Source organism: Agathobaculum sp. TL06, from assembly GCF_054658635.1.
The window spans coordinates 51,819-64,153 of record NZ_BAAGGY010000011.1 but is presented as its reverse complement, the minus strand read 5'-3'; the positions used below and the strand labels follow the sequence as shown (position 1 = coordinate 64,153).

Annotated in this window: 17 protein-coding genes; all 17 read right to left on the bottom strand. The window is 62.1% G+C overall.

What is annotated here, in order from left to right:
- Positions 1 to 8: 8 nt before the first annotated feature.
- Positions 9 to 209, bottom strand: a complete 201-nt coding sequence (gene rpmC, locus ACYQ3S_RS08160) for a 50S ribosomal protein L29 (RefSeq protein ID WP_054326964.1) — start codon at positions 207 to 209, stop codon at positions 9 to 11.
- The gene (gene rplP / locus ACYQ3S_RS08155; protein ID WP_054326965.1) at positions 209 to 637 is read right to left on the bottom strand and encodes a 50S ribosomal protein L16; all 429 of its coding nucleotides are present in this window, start codon (positions 635 to 637) and stop codon (positions 209 to 211) included. Before rplP ends, rpmC begins: the two co-directional genes overlap by 1 nt.
- Positions 637 to 1,422, bottom strand: a complete 786-nt coding sequence (gene rpsC / locus ACYQ3S_RS08150) for a 30S ribosomal protein S3 (protein WP_054326966.1) — start codon at positions 1,420 to 1,422, stop codon at positions 637 to 639. Before rpsC ends, rplP begins: the two co-directional genes overlap by 1 nt.
- Before the next feature lie 13 nt (positions 1,423 to 1,435).
- A complete protein-coding gene (gene rplV, locus ACYQ3S_RS08145) occupies positions 1,436 to 1,771 on the bottom strand; it encodes a 50S ribosomal protein L22 (protein WP_459688401.1) in 336 nt (111 codons plus the stop codon).
- A 17-nt stretch (positions 1,772 to 1,788) separates the two neighbouring features.
- A complete protein-coding gene (gene rpsS / locus ACYQ3S_RS08140; protein ID WP_054326968.1) occupies positions 1,789 to 2,070 on the bottom strand; it encodes a 30S ribosomal protein S19 in 282 nt (93 codons plus the stop codon).
- Positions 2,071 to 2,088: 18 nt separating this feature from the next.
- A complete protein-coding gene (rplB, locus tag ACYQ3S_RS08135; protein WP_054326969.1) occupies positions 2,089 to 2,922 on the bottom strand; it encodes a 50S ribosomal protein L2 in 834 nt (277 codons plus the stop codon).
- Between the two features lie 196 nt (positions 2,923 to 3,118).
- Entirely contained in the window at positions 3,119 to 3,412 is a 294-nt protein-coding gene (gene rplW, locus ACYQ3S_RS08130; RefSeq protein ID WP_054326970.1) for a 50S ribosomal protein L23, read from the bottom strand.
- Entirely contained in the window at positions 3,412 to 4,035 is a 624-nt protein-coding gene (gene rplD, locus ACYQ3S_RS08125) for a 50S ribosomal protein L4 (protein WP_054326971.1), read from the bottom strand. Before rplD ends, rplW begins: the two co-directional genes overlap by 1 nt.
- A gap of 18 nt (positions 4,036 to 4,053) precedes the next feature.
- The gene (rplC, locus tag ACYQ3S_RS08120; RefSeq protein ID WP_459688465.1) at positions 4,054 to 4,749 is read right to left on the bottom strand and encodes a 50S ribosomal protein L3; all 696 of its coding nucleotides are present in this window, start codon (positions 4,747 to 4,749) and stop codon (positions 4,054 to 4,056) included.
- A gap of 322 nt (positions 4,750 to 5,071) precedes the next feature.
- A complete protein-coding gene (gene rpsJ, locus ACYQ3S_RS08115; protein WP_054326972.1) occupies positions 5,072 to 5,383 on the bottom strand; it encodes a 30S ribosomal protein S10 in 312 nt (103 codons plus the stop codon).
- 520 nt (positions 5,384 to 5,903) lie between these two features.
- Complete coding sequence (locus tag ACYQ3S_RS08110; protein WP_459688399.1) at positions 5,904 to 6,860, bottom strand: anti-sigma factor family protein; 957 nt, start codon at positions 6,858 to 6,860, stop codon at positions 5,904 to 5,906.
- A complete protein-coding gene (locus ACYQ3S_RS08105) occupies positions 6,857 to 7,459 on the bottom strand; it encodes an RNA polymerase sigma factor (protein ID WP_459688397.1) in 603 nt (200 codons plus the stop codon). The genes ACYQ3S_RS08110 and ACYQ3S_RS08105 overlap by 4 nt, the downstream gene beginning before the upstream one ends.
- Positions 7,460 to 7,492: 33 nt before the next feature.
- Positions 7,493 to 8,464, bottom strand: coding sequence for a tRNA dihydrouridine synthase DusB (gene dusB / locus ACYQ3S_RS08100; RefSeq protein ID WP_459688395.1), 972 nt, complete (start codon positions 8,462 to 8,464; stop codon positions 7,493 to 7,495).
- 108 nt (positions 8,465 to 8,572) lie between these two features.
- Positions 8,573 to 9,091 carry a DedA family protein gene (locus ACYQ3S_RS08095; protein WP_459688394.1) on the bottom strand — a complete coding sequence of 173 codons (519 nt, stop codon included), beginning with the start codon at positions 9,089 to 9,091 and terminating at the stop codon, positions 8,573 to 8,575.
- Positions 9,092 to 9,214: 123 nt separating this feature from the next.
- Complete coding sequence (gene rd, locus ACYQ3S_RS08090; protein ID WP_459688392.1) at positions 9,215 to 9,373, bottom strand: rubredoxin; 159 nt, start codon at positions 9,371 to 9,373, stop codon at positions 9,215 to 9,217.
- A gap of 119 nt (positions 9,374 to 9,492) precedes the next feature.
- On the bottom strand, positions 9,493 to 9,756 hold the full coding sequence (locus ACYQ3S_RS08085; protein ID WP_459688391.1) for a hypothetical protein: 264 nt from the start codon (positions 9,754 to 9,756) through the stop codon (positions 9,493 to 9,495).
- Between the two features lie 91 nt (positions 9,757 to 9,847).
- Positions 9,848 to 12,193: a SpoIIE family protein phosphatase gene (locus ACYQ3S_RS08080; RefSeq protein WP_459688389.1), complete on the bottom strand. Its 2,346-nt coding sequence runs from the start codon at positions 12,191 to 12,193 to the stop codon at positions 9,848 to 9,850.
- Positions 12,194 to 12,335 lie beyond the last annotated feature (142 nt).

Genomic DNA, 12,335 nt, shown 5'->3' with positions numbered 1-12,335 from the left:
CCCTCCCTTTACGCCTTCTCCGCGAGCTGCTTCTCACGGATTACGGTGTTGACGCGCGCAATGTCGCGCTTGACCTCGGTGATCTTGTTGGTATTGTCGAGCTGATTGGTAGCGAGCTGAAGACGGAGGTTGAAGAGGTCCTTCTTCAGGTCGCCAAGCTTTGCGGCGAGCTCCTCGGCCGTCAGTTCTCTGATCTCAGATGCCTTCATCATGCTTCACCGCCATTCTTGGTCTCACGGGCAACGAACTTGGTCTTGCACGGCAGCTTGTGGCTGGCCAGACGCAGCGCTTCGCGGGCAACTTCCTCGGAAACGCCGGCGATCTCGAACAGCACGCGGCCGGGCTTGACGACAGCGACCCAGTACTCGGGCGAGCCCTTACCGGAACCCATTCGGGTCTCGGCCGGCTTCTCGGTCACGGGCTTGTCGGGGAAAATCTTGATCCATACCTGACCGCCGCGCTTGGTGTAGCGGGTCATGGCGATACGGGCGGCCTCGATCTGGTTCGAGGTGATCCAACACGGCTCAGTGGCCTGCAGGCCGTACTCGCCGTTGGATACGAAGTTGCCGCGCATGGCCTTGCCCTTGAGGCGGCCACGATGCACGCGACGGTATTTCACTCTCTTGGGGAGCAGCATTAGCGGTTGCCTCCTTCCTGGCGGGGCGCGCGGCGCTCGCCGTTACCACGGTTGAAGTCGCGGCGGCCGCCACGGCGGTCGTCACGGCCACCGCGACGCTCGCGGCGCTCGAAAGCGGGCTTGGGAGCCTCGATCGAACGGCCCAGACGCGGACCGCCGTGGAGGACCTCACCCTTGTAGATCCAAACCTTTACGCCGATGCGGCCATAGGTGGTCGCGGCCTCGGCAAAGCCATAGTCGATATCCGCGCGCAGGGTCTGCAGCGGGATGGTGCCTTCATGATAGTGCTCGGTGCGGGCGATTTCCGCGCCGCCCAGACGGCCGCCGCAGGAAACCTTGATGCCCTTGGCGCCCATGCGCATGGCACGGCCCATGGACTGCTTCATCGCGCGGCGGAAGCCGATGCGCTTCTCAAGCTGCGCGGCGATGTTCTCCGCGACCAGGGTCGCGTTGGTGTCCGGATTCTTGATCTCGATGATCGAGCAGCGGACCTTCTTGCCGTACTTGCGGGTCAGCTCTTCCTCGAGCTTCTTGATATCCTCGCCGCCGCGGCCGACAACCATGCCGGGACGCGCGCACTGGATCATGATTTTGATCTCGTCGTTCTTGCGCTCGATTTCGATCGCCGGAACGCCTGCGTCGTACAGACGCTTCTTCAGTTCCTTACGGATATTGTAGTCTTCCACGAGGAGGTCGCCGAACACATTGTCCTTAGCGAACCAACGGGAATCCCAATTCTTGATAACGCCGACACGGAGACCGTTCGGATTTACTTTCTGGCCCATTGATTACCCTCCCTTATTCTTTCTCGCCAAGAACCAGCGTGATGTGCGAGGTTCTCTTGAGGATTCTGAACGCACGGCCCTGGGCGCGCGGCATCACGCGCTTCATGATCGGGCCGGGACCGACGTGTACTTCCTTGACGTACAGCTTGTCGGTGTTCATGTGATGGTTGTTCTCCGCGTTGGCAACCGCGCTCTTGAGGAGCTTTTCCATCGGCTCGCAGGCCGCCTTGGGGGTATTCATGATAATGGCCATCGCCTCGCCCGCATCCTTGCCGCGGATCAGGTCGCAGATCAGCTTGATCTTACGCGGGGTCATGCGCACGTTGCGTACAATAGCTCTTGCTTCCATGTTTCCTTAACTCCTCCTTACTTGCCGTTATTGGAGGTCTTGCTGCCCGCGTGACCCTTGTAGGTACGGGTGGGAGCAAACTCGCCCAGCTTGTGACCAACCATATCCTCGGTGACATACACCGGAACATGCTTGCGGCCGTCATGCACCGCGAAGGTGTGGCCGACGAACTCGGGGAAGATCGTGGAAGCGCGGGACCAGGTCTTGAGGACCTTCTTCTCGCCCTTTTCATTCATTTCAACGACTCTTTTGATAAGCTCAGGAGCCACAAAAGGGCCTTTCTTGACACTTCTGCCCATATTACGTTAACTCCTTTCTTACTTGCCGTTACGACGACGCACGATCTGCTTATCCGTGCGGTGGTTCTTCTTACGGGTCTTGTAACCCATCGCCGGCTTGCCCCACGGGGTAACCGGAGACGGACGGCCGATCGGGCTCTTGCCCTCGCCGCCGCCGTGCGGGTGGTCGCACGGGTTCATAACAGAACCGCGGACGGTCGGGCGGATGCCCATGTGGCGGGTGCGGCCGGCCTTGCCGATCTGCACGTTGGCATGGTCGGAGTTGCCGACAACGCCGATCGTCGCCTTGCACTCGAGGCGGACGTAGCGCAGCTCGCCGGAGGGCAGACGGACCATCGCCTTACCGTTCTCCTTTGCCATCAGCTGCGCGCCGACGCCGGCAGAACGGACCAGCTGCGCGCCCTTGCCGGGATACAGCTCGATGTTGTGGATCATGGTACCAACCGGAATGAACTCAACCGGCAGGCAGTTGCCGGGCTTGATGTCGGCATCCTTGGAGGAAACGACCTTGTCGCCGATCGAGAGGCCGTCCGGCGCGAGGATATAGGCCTTTTCGCCGTCCTCATACTGGACGAGCGCGATATTGGCCGAGCGGTTCGGGTCGTACTCGAGCGTCATGACGGTCGCCGGCATATCCAGCTTCTGACGCTTGAAGTCGATGATGCGGTACTTTTTCTTGTTGCCGCCGCCGATGTGGCGGACGGTGATGCGGCCATAGCTGTTGCGGCCGGCGGTCTTCTTGACCTTTTCGAGAAGGCTCTTCTCGGGCTTCACCTTGGACAGGCCCTTGTAGGACAGCACAGTCATATTTCTGCGCGAGGGCGTCGTCGGGTTGAAAGTCTTGATAGCCATTTGGATTTTCAACTCCTTAATAACTCTGTATCTTATCGGGGTGGCATCCCCATACACACGCGAACCAGGTCCGCGTCATTTCATCGCGCCGCGGCGGCGCGTCCTCGCCCGCTGCGCGGACGAGAGGGCGTATCGTGAAAAGTTTGTTCGGAGCTTTTCACGCAATATAGGGGGACGGAGTCCCTCCTATCCGCTTTTACATCATGTTCTCGAAGATCTCGATCTTCTTGGAGTCAGGGGTCAGGGTGACGACCGCCTTCTTGACGTCCGGACGCTTGCCGACGTGGACGCCCATGCGCTTCCACTTGCCCGGCAGCTTGATGGTGTTGACCTTCATGACCTTGACGCCGAAGATCTGCTCTACGGCCTTCTTGATCTCGATCTTGCCGGCGTCGGCAGCGACCTCAAAGGTGTACTTGTTGTCCTGCAGGCCTTCCATCGAACGCTCGGTGATAACCGGCTTCTTGATAATGTCGTAAGCGAACTTCATTATGCGTACACCTCCTGGAGCTTCTCGACCGCCGCCTTGTCGATGATGAACTTGTCGGCGTTGAGGATTTCATATACGTTGAGGGTGGACGCGATCGTCGTGCGGACGCCCGGGATGTTGGCCGCGGACTTGACGACGTTCGTGCGGACCTCAGGGGTGACGACCAGGCTCTTGCCGGTAGCCTCAACAGACTTGAGGAAGCCCGCGAAGCTCTTGGTCTTGATCTCGCCCATATCCAGCCCGTCGATCACGATGATCTCGCCGGCAGCCGCCTTGGCGGACAGGGCGGAGAGCATGGCCAGGCGCTTGGTCTTCTTGGTCAGGCTGTAATTGTAGGAACGCGGCTTGGGGCCGAGCGCGATACCGCCGTGCGTCCACTGCGGAGAGCGGATCGAACCCTGACGCGCGCGGCCGGTACCCTTCTGGCGCCACGGCTTGATGCCGCCGCCGCGGACCTCGGCGCGGGTCAGCGTGGACTGCGTACCCTGGCGCTGGTTGGCCAGGTAATTCTTGACCGCTGCGTGTACAACCGCCATGTTGGGCTCGATGCCGAATACGGCCTCGTTAAGCTCCATCTCGCCGGTCTTCTTGCCGGTCATATCAAAAACTGCTACTGTAGGCATTCGTTGCTCCTCCTTCCCTTACTTTCTCGCGGAAGCCTTCTGCGGGTTCTTGCTGACGCCAGCCTCGCCCTTGGCAACCTTGTTGTTCTTGACGGTGTTCTTGAGCACTACGATGCCGCCCTTGGGACCCGGAACCGCGCCGCAAACGGCGATCAGGTTAAGCTCCGCGTCAACCTTGACAACGTCCAGGTTCTGAACGGTGACCTGCTCGGCGCCCAAGTGGCCGGGCATCATTTTGCCCTTCATGATCTTGGACGGGTCGGAGCACGCGCCCATGGAACCCTGATGACGGTGCATCGGGCCGGCGCCGTGGCTCATCGGGGAGCGGCCCGCGTTGAAGCGCTTGATAACGCCCGCGTAGCCCTTACCCTTGGAAGTGCCGGTCACGTCGACATAGTCGCCTTCCGCGAACATGTCGGCCTTGACCACATCGCCAAGCTGGAAAGTGGAGCAGTCCGCGAAGCGGAACTCCTTGAGATACTTCTTCAGAGACTCGCCCGCCTTCTTCAGGTGGCCCTTCTCCGGCTTGTTGAGCTTGCGCTCCTTGATATCCTCAAAACCGAACTGAACCGCGTTGTAGCCGTCCTTTTCCTCGGTCTTGAGCTGGGTGACGACGCAGGGGCCTGCCTCGATCACCGTGCAGGGGATGACCTTGCCGTCAGCGTTGAAGATCTGGGTCATGCCGACCTTCTTGCCGATGATTGCTTTCTGCAGCATAGTGTTTTTCCTCCTTAAAGGTTATTGGTTGACGGCATTTGGCCGCCAACATGACCTCGCCGCGCGTATCGCGGCAGGGCTTCAAGCGCGCGGTGGGTTAATCCGCCCGCCTGTTGACAATGGAAAATGGAGAAGCCCGCGAAGCCGCAGCTTCGCGTTTCAATCCCCCACAAAAGTCCGGCTTTGCCGGGCTTTTGTTCCGCTGCTTCGGGACGCGTGTCCCGAACCGCGCTTGCCGTGCAAGCGCGAGGGGGTTATCCGAAACGGTTTCTCCGGAACCGTTTCGGTATCCAAGGGGGACTGGTCCCCCTTGGAGGTTTTACAGCTTTACCTCAAACTCCACGCCCGCCGGCAGGTCGAGGGTGGTCAGCGCCTCGATAGTGGCCTGGTTCGGGTTGATGATGTCGATCAGGCGCTTGTGGGTGCGGCGCTCGAACTGCTCGCGGGAATCCTTGTACTTGTGTACCGCGCGCAGGATGGTGACGATCTGCTTCTCGGTCGGCAGCGGGATCGGGCCGGAGACCTTCGCGCCGTTGCGCTTGGCGGTCTCGATGATCTTCTCCGCGGACTGGTCGATCAGCTCGTGGTCGTACGCCTTGAGACGAATGCGGATCTTCTGTGCGTTTGCCATTTTGGTTTTCCTCCTCGTATGTGTGCCATACATTAAATAATGTTTTGACTCGCTACGGAGAGAAACTGCAACCCCGCCGTGCGTATCACGGTCGGGCATGAAAATAACCGGGCGCACTGATAGTGTAACGATCCGGTCACAATAAGAAACGTAAGTGGTTCAGGCCATCGGCTTTGCGGCGCACGCGCCGCAAGTCCCGAATTTACGCAGGAACATTGCGTTTTTGCCTGGAGGCGCTCTGTCCTCTCGGCTGATAGCAGTTATCTCAACCGCCCGATTGTCGGACCTACTCCGCCGAAGTTACCTGCGCAGGGCAGCAATCTCCGGCATCATCGCGTTTTACCCGCTTTTGCAGGTGCCTTTATAGATTACTACAAGCATTTCCCAAAGTCAAGCGTTTGAACAAAATTTCTGCAATTTTTTTGTGAAAGCCTCCAAAATTGCATCCCTGCGGCCGCAGGCACAAAAAATGGCGGCCGCGCCGCCATTTTCCGTATTTCCTCCCTTTTCCGCAGCCGCCTTATCCGACGGCCGCGATCAGGAGCCAGCTTTCCGCTTTGCTGTCCAGCGTCAGCCCCAGTCCTTCGTACGCGGAAACCGCAAAGCCCGCTTCCTCCAGCGCCTTAAAGGTGTCCTGGATCGTGTCCATACTGTTGTCCAGCAGGAAATAAGATACCGTTTCATCCGTGGAGAGCAGCTCCCCGCCGATATCCGGCAGCTCGCCCGTGCCGCTTGCCAGGTAGCAGTGCGCCACGCTTACGCCGCTCAGCGCTTCCGGCAGAGAAAAGGCTTCCGTCTCGCCGCCGGCCTGCATCACTGCCGGCCCCGAATCCCGCGGCTCGACTGCGCCGCCGCCCGCCGGCGCGGCCGTGTCCACATGATCCCCGCCGTCCTTTCCGGCCGGATTCTCCGCTCCGCTTTCCGGAACGCTGTATGATTCCGTCGCCGCCGATTCCGCCGGCGGAGCGCCGCCGGCGTCTGCCGACGCATCCGCCGCCTTCTCCTCCGTCGCCAGCGCCGCCTGGTCCGCAGCGTCCTCGATCGCCGTCCGCGCGTCGCCGTTCATGTCCAGGCCCTCCGTGACGCCTGCCGCCGTGGAGGCGTTCGAGGCGTTGACGCCCGCGCCCATGTTCACCATGCCGAACACCTGCCCCACGCCGCCGCCCAGAACCGCCAGCACGACGACCGCCGCCGCCGCGACCATGGTGAATACCGGCAGCCTGCGCGCCGGCTTTTCCGGCTGCACGACCCGCAGCTTCGCCTCCTGCTCCACGCGCTGCATGATCTTTTCGTGCAGCCCGTCCGGAAGCGCCGCTTCGGTCGAAAACAACGCGTGCATCTGCTCCAAATCCTGTTTCAGCGCGGCGCACGAGGGGCATTCCGCCAGATGCGCCTCCAGCTTTTCCCGTTCGGAATCGGTCAGCGTACCGTCAATGCTGTTTGAGCAGAGCTGCTCATAATATTCCTTATCACTCATGCGTCCCCGCCTCCTTCCGATTCATTAGACGCGGTAGACGGCAAAAGGTTCCCCCGCCGCAGCAAAACCGTGCGCAGCGCAAGCCGCGCGCGCGACAGGCGCGATTTGACCGTTCCCTCGCTGATCTCCAGCACCTCTGCGATCTCGGTGTAGCTCAGGCCGGATACGTCGCGCAGCAATACGATCTGGCGGTGCTCGCCGCTCACTTCGTCCAGCGCAGCGGCCAGCTCGCGCCCAAGCTCGCTGTTCTCCAGATGCTCCTCCGGCGTGGGGGCGGTATCCGGTATCGGGCGCTCCGCGTCGTCCTCTCCCACAAGCGGCTGGGTCTGCGGCTGCGCATGCTTGTGCCGCGCGAAATCGACGCACAGGTTCATCGTGATCCGGAACAGCCAGGTGGAAAGCCCGCTGTCCCCCCGAAAGGACTCGATCGACCGCCACGCGCGCAGGAACACCTCCTGCACGATATCCGCCGCGTCCTCCGGCGAGCCGGCCGAACGCAGGGCGACTGCGTAAACGCGCTTTTCATACAGCCGCACCAGCTCCTCAAACGCCGCCACCTCGCCGCGGCGCGCTCTCGCCAGCAAATGTTTTTCGTCCATGGGCTCCCGCCCCCTTCCTGATGTCAGGCTCCGTCACGCCTGCACAGCGCGCTTGAGCTCCTCGGCCAGCGGATAAAGTTCTTCCAGCCGTTCCAGCGCGCAAATGCGTGTTTTGAAGGCCTTGAGCCCGCTCTGCCGTTTTAGATAGCAGTTTACATGGCGGCGCGCCTCCAGCATGGCGACGCGCTCCCCCTTTTGCTCCGCCGCCAGCTCGATCTGCCGCACCGCGGTATCGATCCGCTCCGCAAACGGCGGCAGCGGCGGGCAGACGCCGGTTTCCAGCAGCGCGTTCGCACGCTCGAAAATCCACGGGTCGCCCAGCGCGCCGCGGCCGATCATCACCATATCCGCACCGGTATGCCGCAGGATGCGGACCACGTCCTCCGGTTCGGCCACATCGCCGTTGGCGATGACCGGTATGGAAACCGCCTCCCGAACCGCGCGGATCGCGTCCCAATCCGCCGTGCCGCTGTACTGCTGCGCGCGCGTCCGCCCGTGTACCGTGACCGCCGCCGCGCCGGACCGCTCGGCCATGCGGGCGAAGTCCACGCAGCACACGCTCATCTCGTCCCATCCCTTGCGGAACTTGACCGTGACCGGCACATCGACCGCACTGACGACCGCTTCGATCACGCGCGCCGCCAGCGCGGGGTCGCGCATGAGCGCAGCCCCGTCCCCGTTGTTCGCGATTTTGGGCGCGGGGCAGCCCATATTGATATCGATGATATCGCAGCCGGACACCGCGCGCGCAATCCGCGCGCCCTCGGCCATGGTTTCCGGCTCATGCCCGAATATCTGCGCCGCGGCCGGATGCTCGTCTGCCGCCAGCGACAAAAGCGCGGGCGTTTTCTTATCCTGATAGCAAAGCGCCTTGGTGGAAACCATCTCGGTCACGGTAAGCGCCGCGCCGTGTTCCCGACAGATCTGCCGGAACGCGCGGTCGGTCACTCCGGCCATCGGCGCCAGAACCAGGCGCCCGTCGAGCGTAACAGAACCGATTTGCATGTCTCTCCCCCACTGCGCATAATTTGACGCAGTATATTTTATCACAAGCCCCCACTGAATGCAAATTGCAAAGTGGTGACAAAACAAAAAACCCCCTTTCGGGAGTTTTTACAGCATGGATAATATTTTTTCGCTGAAGAAATAGCCGAACGAGATCAGCGCGGTGTTCCACGCCGCAATGCCGATCGCGGACCAGCCGACGAACCACTTGACCGGCATCCGGATCAGCCCCGCCGGAATGGAAACAATGGTGCGCAAAACCGGAATGATACGGCAGAACGCCAGGCCGCGCCCGTGCTGCGCGTCAATATACGCATGGCACCTTTTGACAAAGGAGCGGAATTTCTCGCTTTTGCCGAACAGCTTTTCCATGATCGGCTCGCCGCCCCAGTAGCACAGGCCGTAAATCACCAGGCTGCCGAGGAGGCCGAATACCACGCTCAGCGCGATCGTCAGCACCAGGGACAGCTCGCTCTGCGCGATTAGCACCCCAATGGATGGCATGATTACCCCCGCTGGAAAGCCGGGCAGGTTCATATATTCGCAAAAGATCACCGCACAGATCAGGATCAACCCGTACTGGTGGAAAAGGTCAAAAAACACCTCGGCCGTCATACGCCCGCTCACTCTCCAACGCTTGATTAAGCATAGTATAACAAGCGGCCCCTGCCAAAACAAGTGACAGAGGCCGCAATTTTCAATCTATTTACAAACGGACCGCCGAAGCGGCCCGTTTCCGCGCCCGTCCGCTTATGCCGGCTCGAATTCCTCCTTGCCGACCGCGCACAGCGGGCATACCCAGTCCTCCGGCAGATCCGCGAACGCGGTACCCGGCGCAACGCCGTTATCCGGATCGCCCTCGGCGGGGTCATATATATAACCGCAGATCTTGCAAACATACTTTGTCATTTTATGAGCTCCTTTATCTTTTCAAATTTATCATTAATTAGCAGTCTTTATATTATTAATTGTCTGCCGCAAAAATACCCAATAATCCGGCGTATTTTTCAGCGGTTCTGACCGATTTGTCAGGCCAGCAGCCAAATCACCGACCAGGCCGCGCTCGCAAGCACACAGCCCGCTGCAAAAGCGCAGGCGATCTGCCAGAATGCAAAGCGCCGTTTATAGCGCGCGGAGCGTCCCGCCGCATACCCGTTTGCAATCCTGCACGCTTCGCGCACCACATCGCCGCGCGGAACCGTGTAATCCCGCACCAGAAAAATCGCCTGTTCGAATAAGCCGTGCGCATCCGGCTGCACGACCACCACGCGCCGGCTCACGCCCTTGACCATGGTAAATCCCTCCCTTTTGCAGCAAGTATGCCCAAAAGGGAGGGATTTAACCATATCCCGCCGTATTTTTACATCTGCGTCCGCTTTTGTCTCACAGCCGTTCTATGCGCATCACCAGCGCGGTCCGGTCGTCGTCATGCCCGCGCCCCTTCGCTTCGGTCACCAGGCGGGCTGCCAGCTCCTTCGGGCTTTCTCCCGCATGGCGGACCAGCAGCTCGCGCACCCAGCCGTCATCCAGCCCATCCGAAATCCCGTCGGACAGCATGATGTACAGGTCGCCATGCCCCAGGCGCAGCGGCACCGGCTCGCCCAGCGCGTCCTCTTCCGCCAGGCCGACCGGCAGCGCCTTGCCGGAAAGCATGGTCCACTGACCGCCCGCGCGCAGATAGGAGGGCGCGGCCCCGCATTTGAGGCTTTCCGCCTTCCCGCTGAACAGGTCGACGGTCAGCACGTCGAGCGTGACAAACCGCGTCCCGTCCGACCGCAGCCGCAGCGCGGGCGACACCGCTTTCAGCGCGTCCGCCGGCGCGATCCCCGCACGCAGGAACCGCTCCATCGAGGTGACCAGCATCCGGCTGTCCTGCGCCGCGGCCGCGCCCGAGCCCATCCCGTCCGCGAGCAGCAGGCAGGCCACGCCCGCATCGGTCAGGAAATAGCATCCGCTGTCTCCGGAAACCGCCGCGTCCTCCTTTTGCTGCCGCCCGATGCCGACAACCGCGCGGAACGGCGCGCGCTCACGCAGCACCAGATGCGGCCCCAGCTCGTCCTCCACCCGTTTGGGCTTTGTCAGCCCGACGCCCAGCAGCGCGGACAGGCCCGCGGAAAAGCCCTCGCCCTGCTCCAGCACATCCCGAATCCCGTCGCCGTACAGCTCCACCACCAGCCTGCCCTGCGCGTCCCGCACCACGCAGACCCGCTCGATCCATCCGAACGCGGCCGCGTACCGGCGCACCTGCTTCTCCATCACCGGCTGCGCGGCAACGTCCCGCGTCGCCTCCGCGCCAAGCTGACGGAGGATATCCGTAATGCCCGCGTACTGCCGGGCCAGCAGGCTTTGGTTTTCCTCCTGCTGCCGCCGAAGGCTCTGGCGCTCGCGGAGCGCAAACAGCGCGCTGTTGATCGCGCGCATCAGCTCGGGCAGATGCACGCAGCGCGACGCAAAATGGTACGGGAAGTCGGACAGCTCAGCCCTGCCCCGCTTGAGCATGGGCTGGGTCACGTCGTTGAGCGCGGAAAGCGTGGTCACATAGTCCCGCTGCCAGCACTGCGAGCAGAGGACGCAGTTTTTGCACACCCTGTCGCTCGCGCGGTCGAATACTGCCCGCACATTCTGGTCCCCCGCCGCTTTTCCCTCGGTCACGCCGTTGAGCATGGCCAGATACATTTCGTAAAACGCCTGCGCGGCCTCGGTTGCACACTTGCCCGCGGTCTGTCGCACCTGCTGCCGCGCGGACTCTCCCATCAGCGTGTCGGGCAGGAGCGTCTGCCGGAGCGCGTTCCACACCAGCGGCGGCATCGCGGCGAACAGCCCCACCGCGCAGACCTGCTCGATGACCAGCGGGATAAACAGCGCATGGTCCACGCCCAGCATCGCCGCGCAGACGCCGGAGGCAAGTGCGCAGACCGCGAACCACAGCCGCCCCTGGTCGCGGAACAGGCCGGCGATCAGCGCGCACAGACCGTAGCAGCAGGTGAACAGCGCGCCGTACCCGACCGCGAGATCCATGGCCGCGCCGAACGCCACGCCCGCCGCCGCGCCTGTTGTGGACCCGCCAAGGTAAGCCGCAGCCAGCGCCAGCAGCAGCGCCACGACCCGCGCGGGCGAGAACAGCCCGAACACCGTCAGGTCGGAGAGCGACAGCAGGACGGTTGCCGTTACCGCCAGCAGGGTGGCCGGCCGTTTCCAGTCGTTCTCCTCGCGCGGCGGGGCAAGCGCCCCGCCATAGACCCAGCAGGCGGCGAAGGTCAGCCCCTGCACGGCGATAAAGGTCAGGAGCGCCGCCGTGTCGAGCGCCGCGCCCGCGGGCAGGAACACAAAGGTACACGCCGCGCCGGACAGCGTCGCCACCGTGGGCGCGAACCAGCGCCGTTCCATGATGCGCAGCCCCGCGCACACGCTCATCACACACAGCACGAGCAGGGCCGCGGCGGCATACAGCCCGCTTTTGATCCCGCCGCCGAGCAGCATCGCGCCGAAAAACATGCCGCCGATCGCGCTCAGCCCCGCCCCGCGCGCCATCAGCGCGGAGGCCATCGCCAAACCAAAAGGGGCATAACCTCCGAGCACCGCGCCGCGCGTCAGCACCGCGCACAGCACAAACCGCTGCACGCCGGTCAGCAGCGTATGCAGGTGCTCCTCGTTCCAAAGCTGCGCCGCCCGCGCCGCGGCGCGCCCGATGAGCTGCGGCGCCGCTCTTTTTGTTTTCTGCTTGTCCATTTTCGTTATGCCTCCCTTGTTTTTCCAGTATATCCCAAACAATTTGCAGGCTTTGCCGGAAAATAAGAGGGGGAATAGTATTTTTGCGCATTTTATCCCTGCGGGGCGGAAAACAGGGCGCAAAAAAAGAGGGAGGAAAGAC

What these genes read in the sequence shown, in the direction of transcription:
- rplB (WP_054326969.1), bottom strand. Translation starts at nt 2,922, where the DNA reads ATGGCTATCAAGACTTTCAACCCGACGACGCCCTCGCGCAGAAATATG.
- ACYQ3S_RS08105 (WP_459688397.1), bottom strand. Translation starts at nt 7,459, where the DNA reads ATGGACGAAAAACATTTGCTGGCGAGAGCGCGCCGCGGCGAGGTGGCG.
- ACYQ3S_RS08080 (WP_459688389.1), bottom strand. Translation starts at nt 12,193, where the DNA reads ATGGACAAGCAGAAAACAAAAAGAGCGGCGCCGCAGCTCATCGGGCGC.
- dusB (WP_459688395.1), bottom strand. Translation starts at nt 8,464, where the DNA reads ATGCAAATCGGTTCTGTTACGCTCGACGGGCGCCTGGTTCTGGCGCCG.
- rpsC (WP_054326966.1), bottom strand. Translation starts at nt 1,422, where the DNA reads ATGGGCCAGAAAGTAAATCCGAACGGTCTCCGTGTCGGCGTTATCAAG.
- rpsS (WP_054326968.1), bottom strand. Translation starts at nt 2,070, where the DNA reads ATGGGCAGAAGTGTCAAGAAAGGCCCTTTTGTGGCTCCTGAGCTTATC.
- rplW (WP_054326970.1), bottom strand. Translation starts at nt 3,412, where the DNA reads ATGAAGTTCGCTTACGACATTATCAAGAAGCCGGTTATCACCGAGCGT.
- ACYQ3S_RS08110 (WP_459688399.1), bottom strand. Translation starts at nt 6,860, where the DNA reads ATGAGTGATAAGGAATATTATGAGCAGCTCTGCTCAAACAGCATTGAC.
- rplD (WP_054326971.1), bottom strand. Translation starts at nt 4,035, where the DNA reads ATGCCTACAGTAGCAGTTTTTGATATGACCGGCAAGAAGACCGGCGAG.
- ACYQ3S_RS08085 (WP_459688391.1), bottom strand. Translation starts at nt 9,756, where the DNA reads ATGGTCAAGGGCGTGAGCCGGCGCGTGGTGGTCGTGCAGCCGGATGCG.
- rpmC (WP_054326964.1), bottom strand. Translation starts at nt 209, where the DNA reads ATGAAGGCATCTGAGATCAGAGAACTGACGGCCGAGGAGCTCGCCGCA.
- rd (WP_459688392.1), bottom strand. Translation starts at nt 9,373, where the DNA reads ATGACAAAGTATGTTTGCAAGATCTGCGGTTATATATATGACCCCGCC.
- rplV (WP_459688401.1), bottom strand. Translation starts at nt 1,771, where the DNA reads ATGGAAGCAAGAGCTATTGTACGCAACGTGCGCATGACCCCGCGTAAG.
- rpsJ (WP_054326972.1), bottom strand. Translation starts at nt 5,383, where the DNA reads ATGGCAAACGCACAGAAGATCCGCATTCGTCTCAAGGCGTACGACCAC.
- rplP (WP_054326965.1), bottom strand. Translation starts at nt 637, where the DNA reads ATGCTGCTCCCCAAGAGAGTGAAATACCGTCGCGTGCATCGTGGCCGC.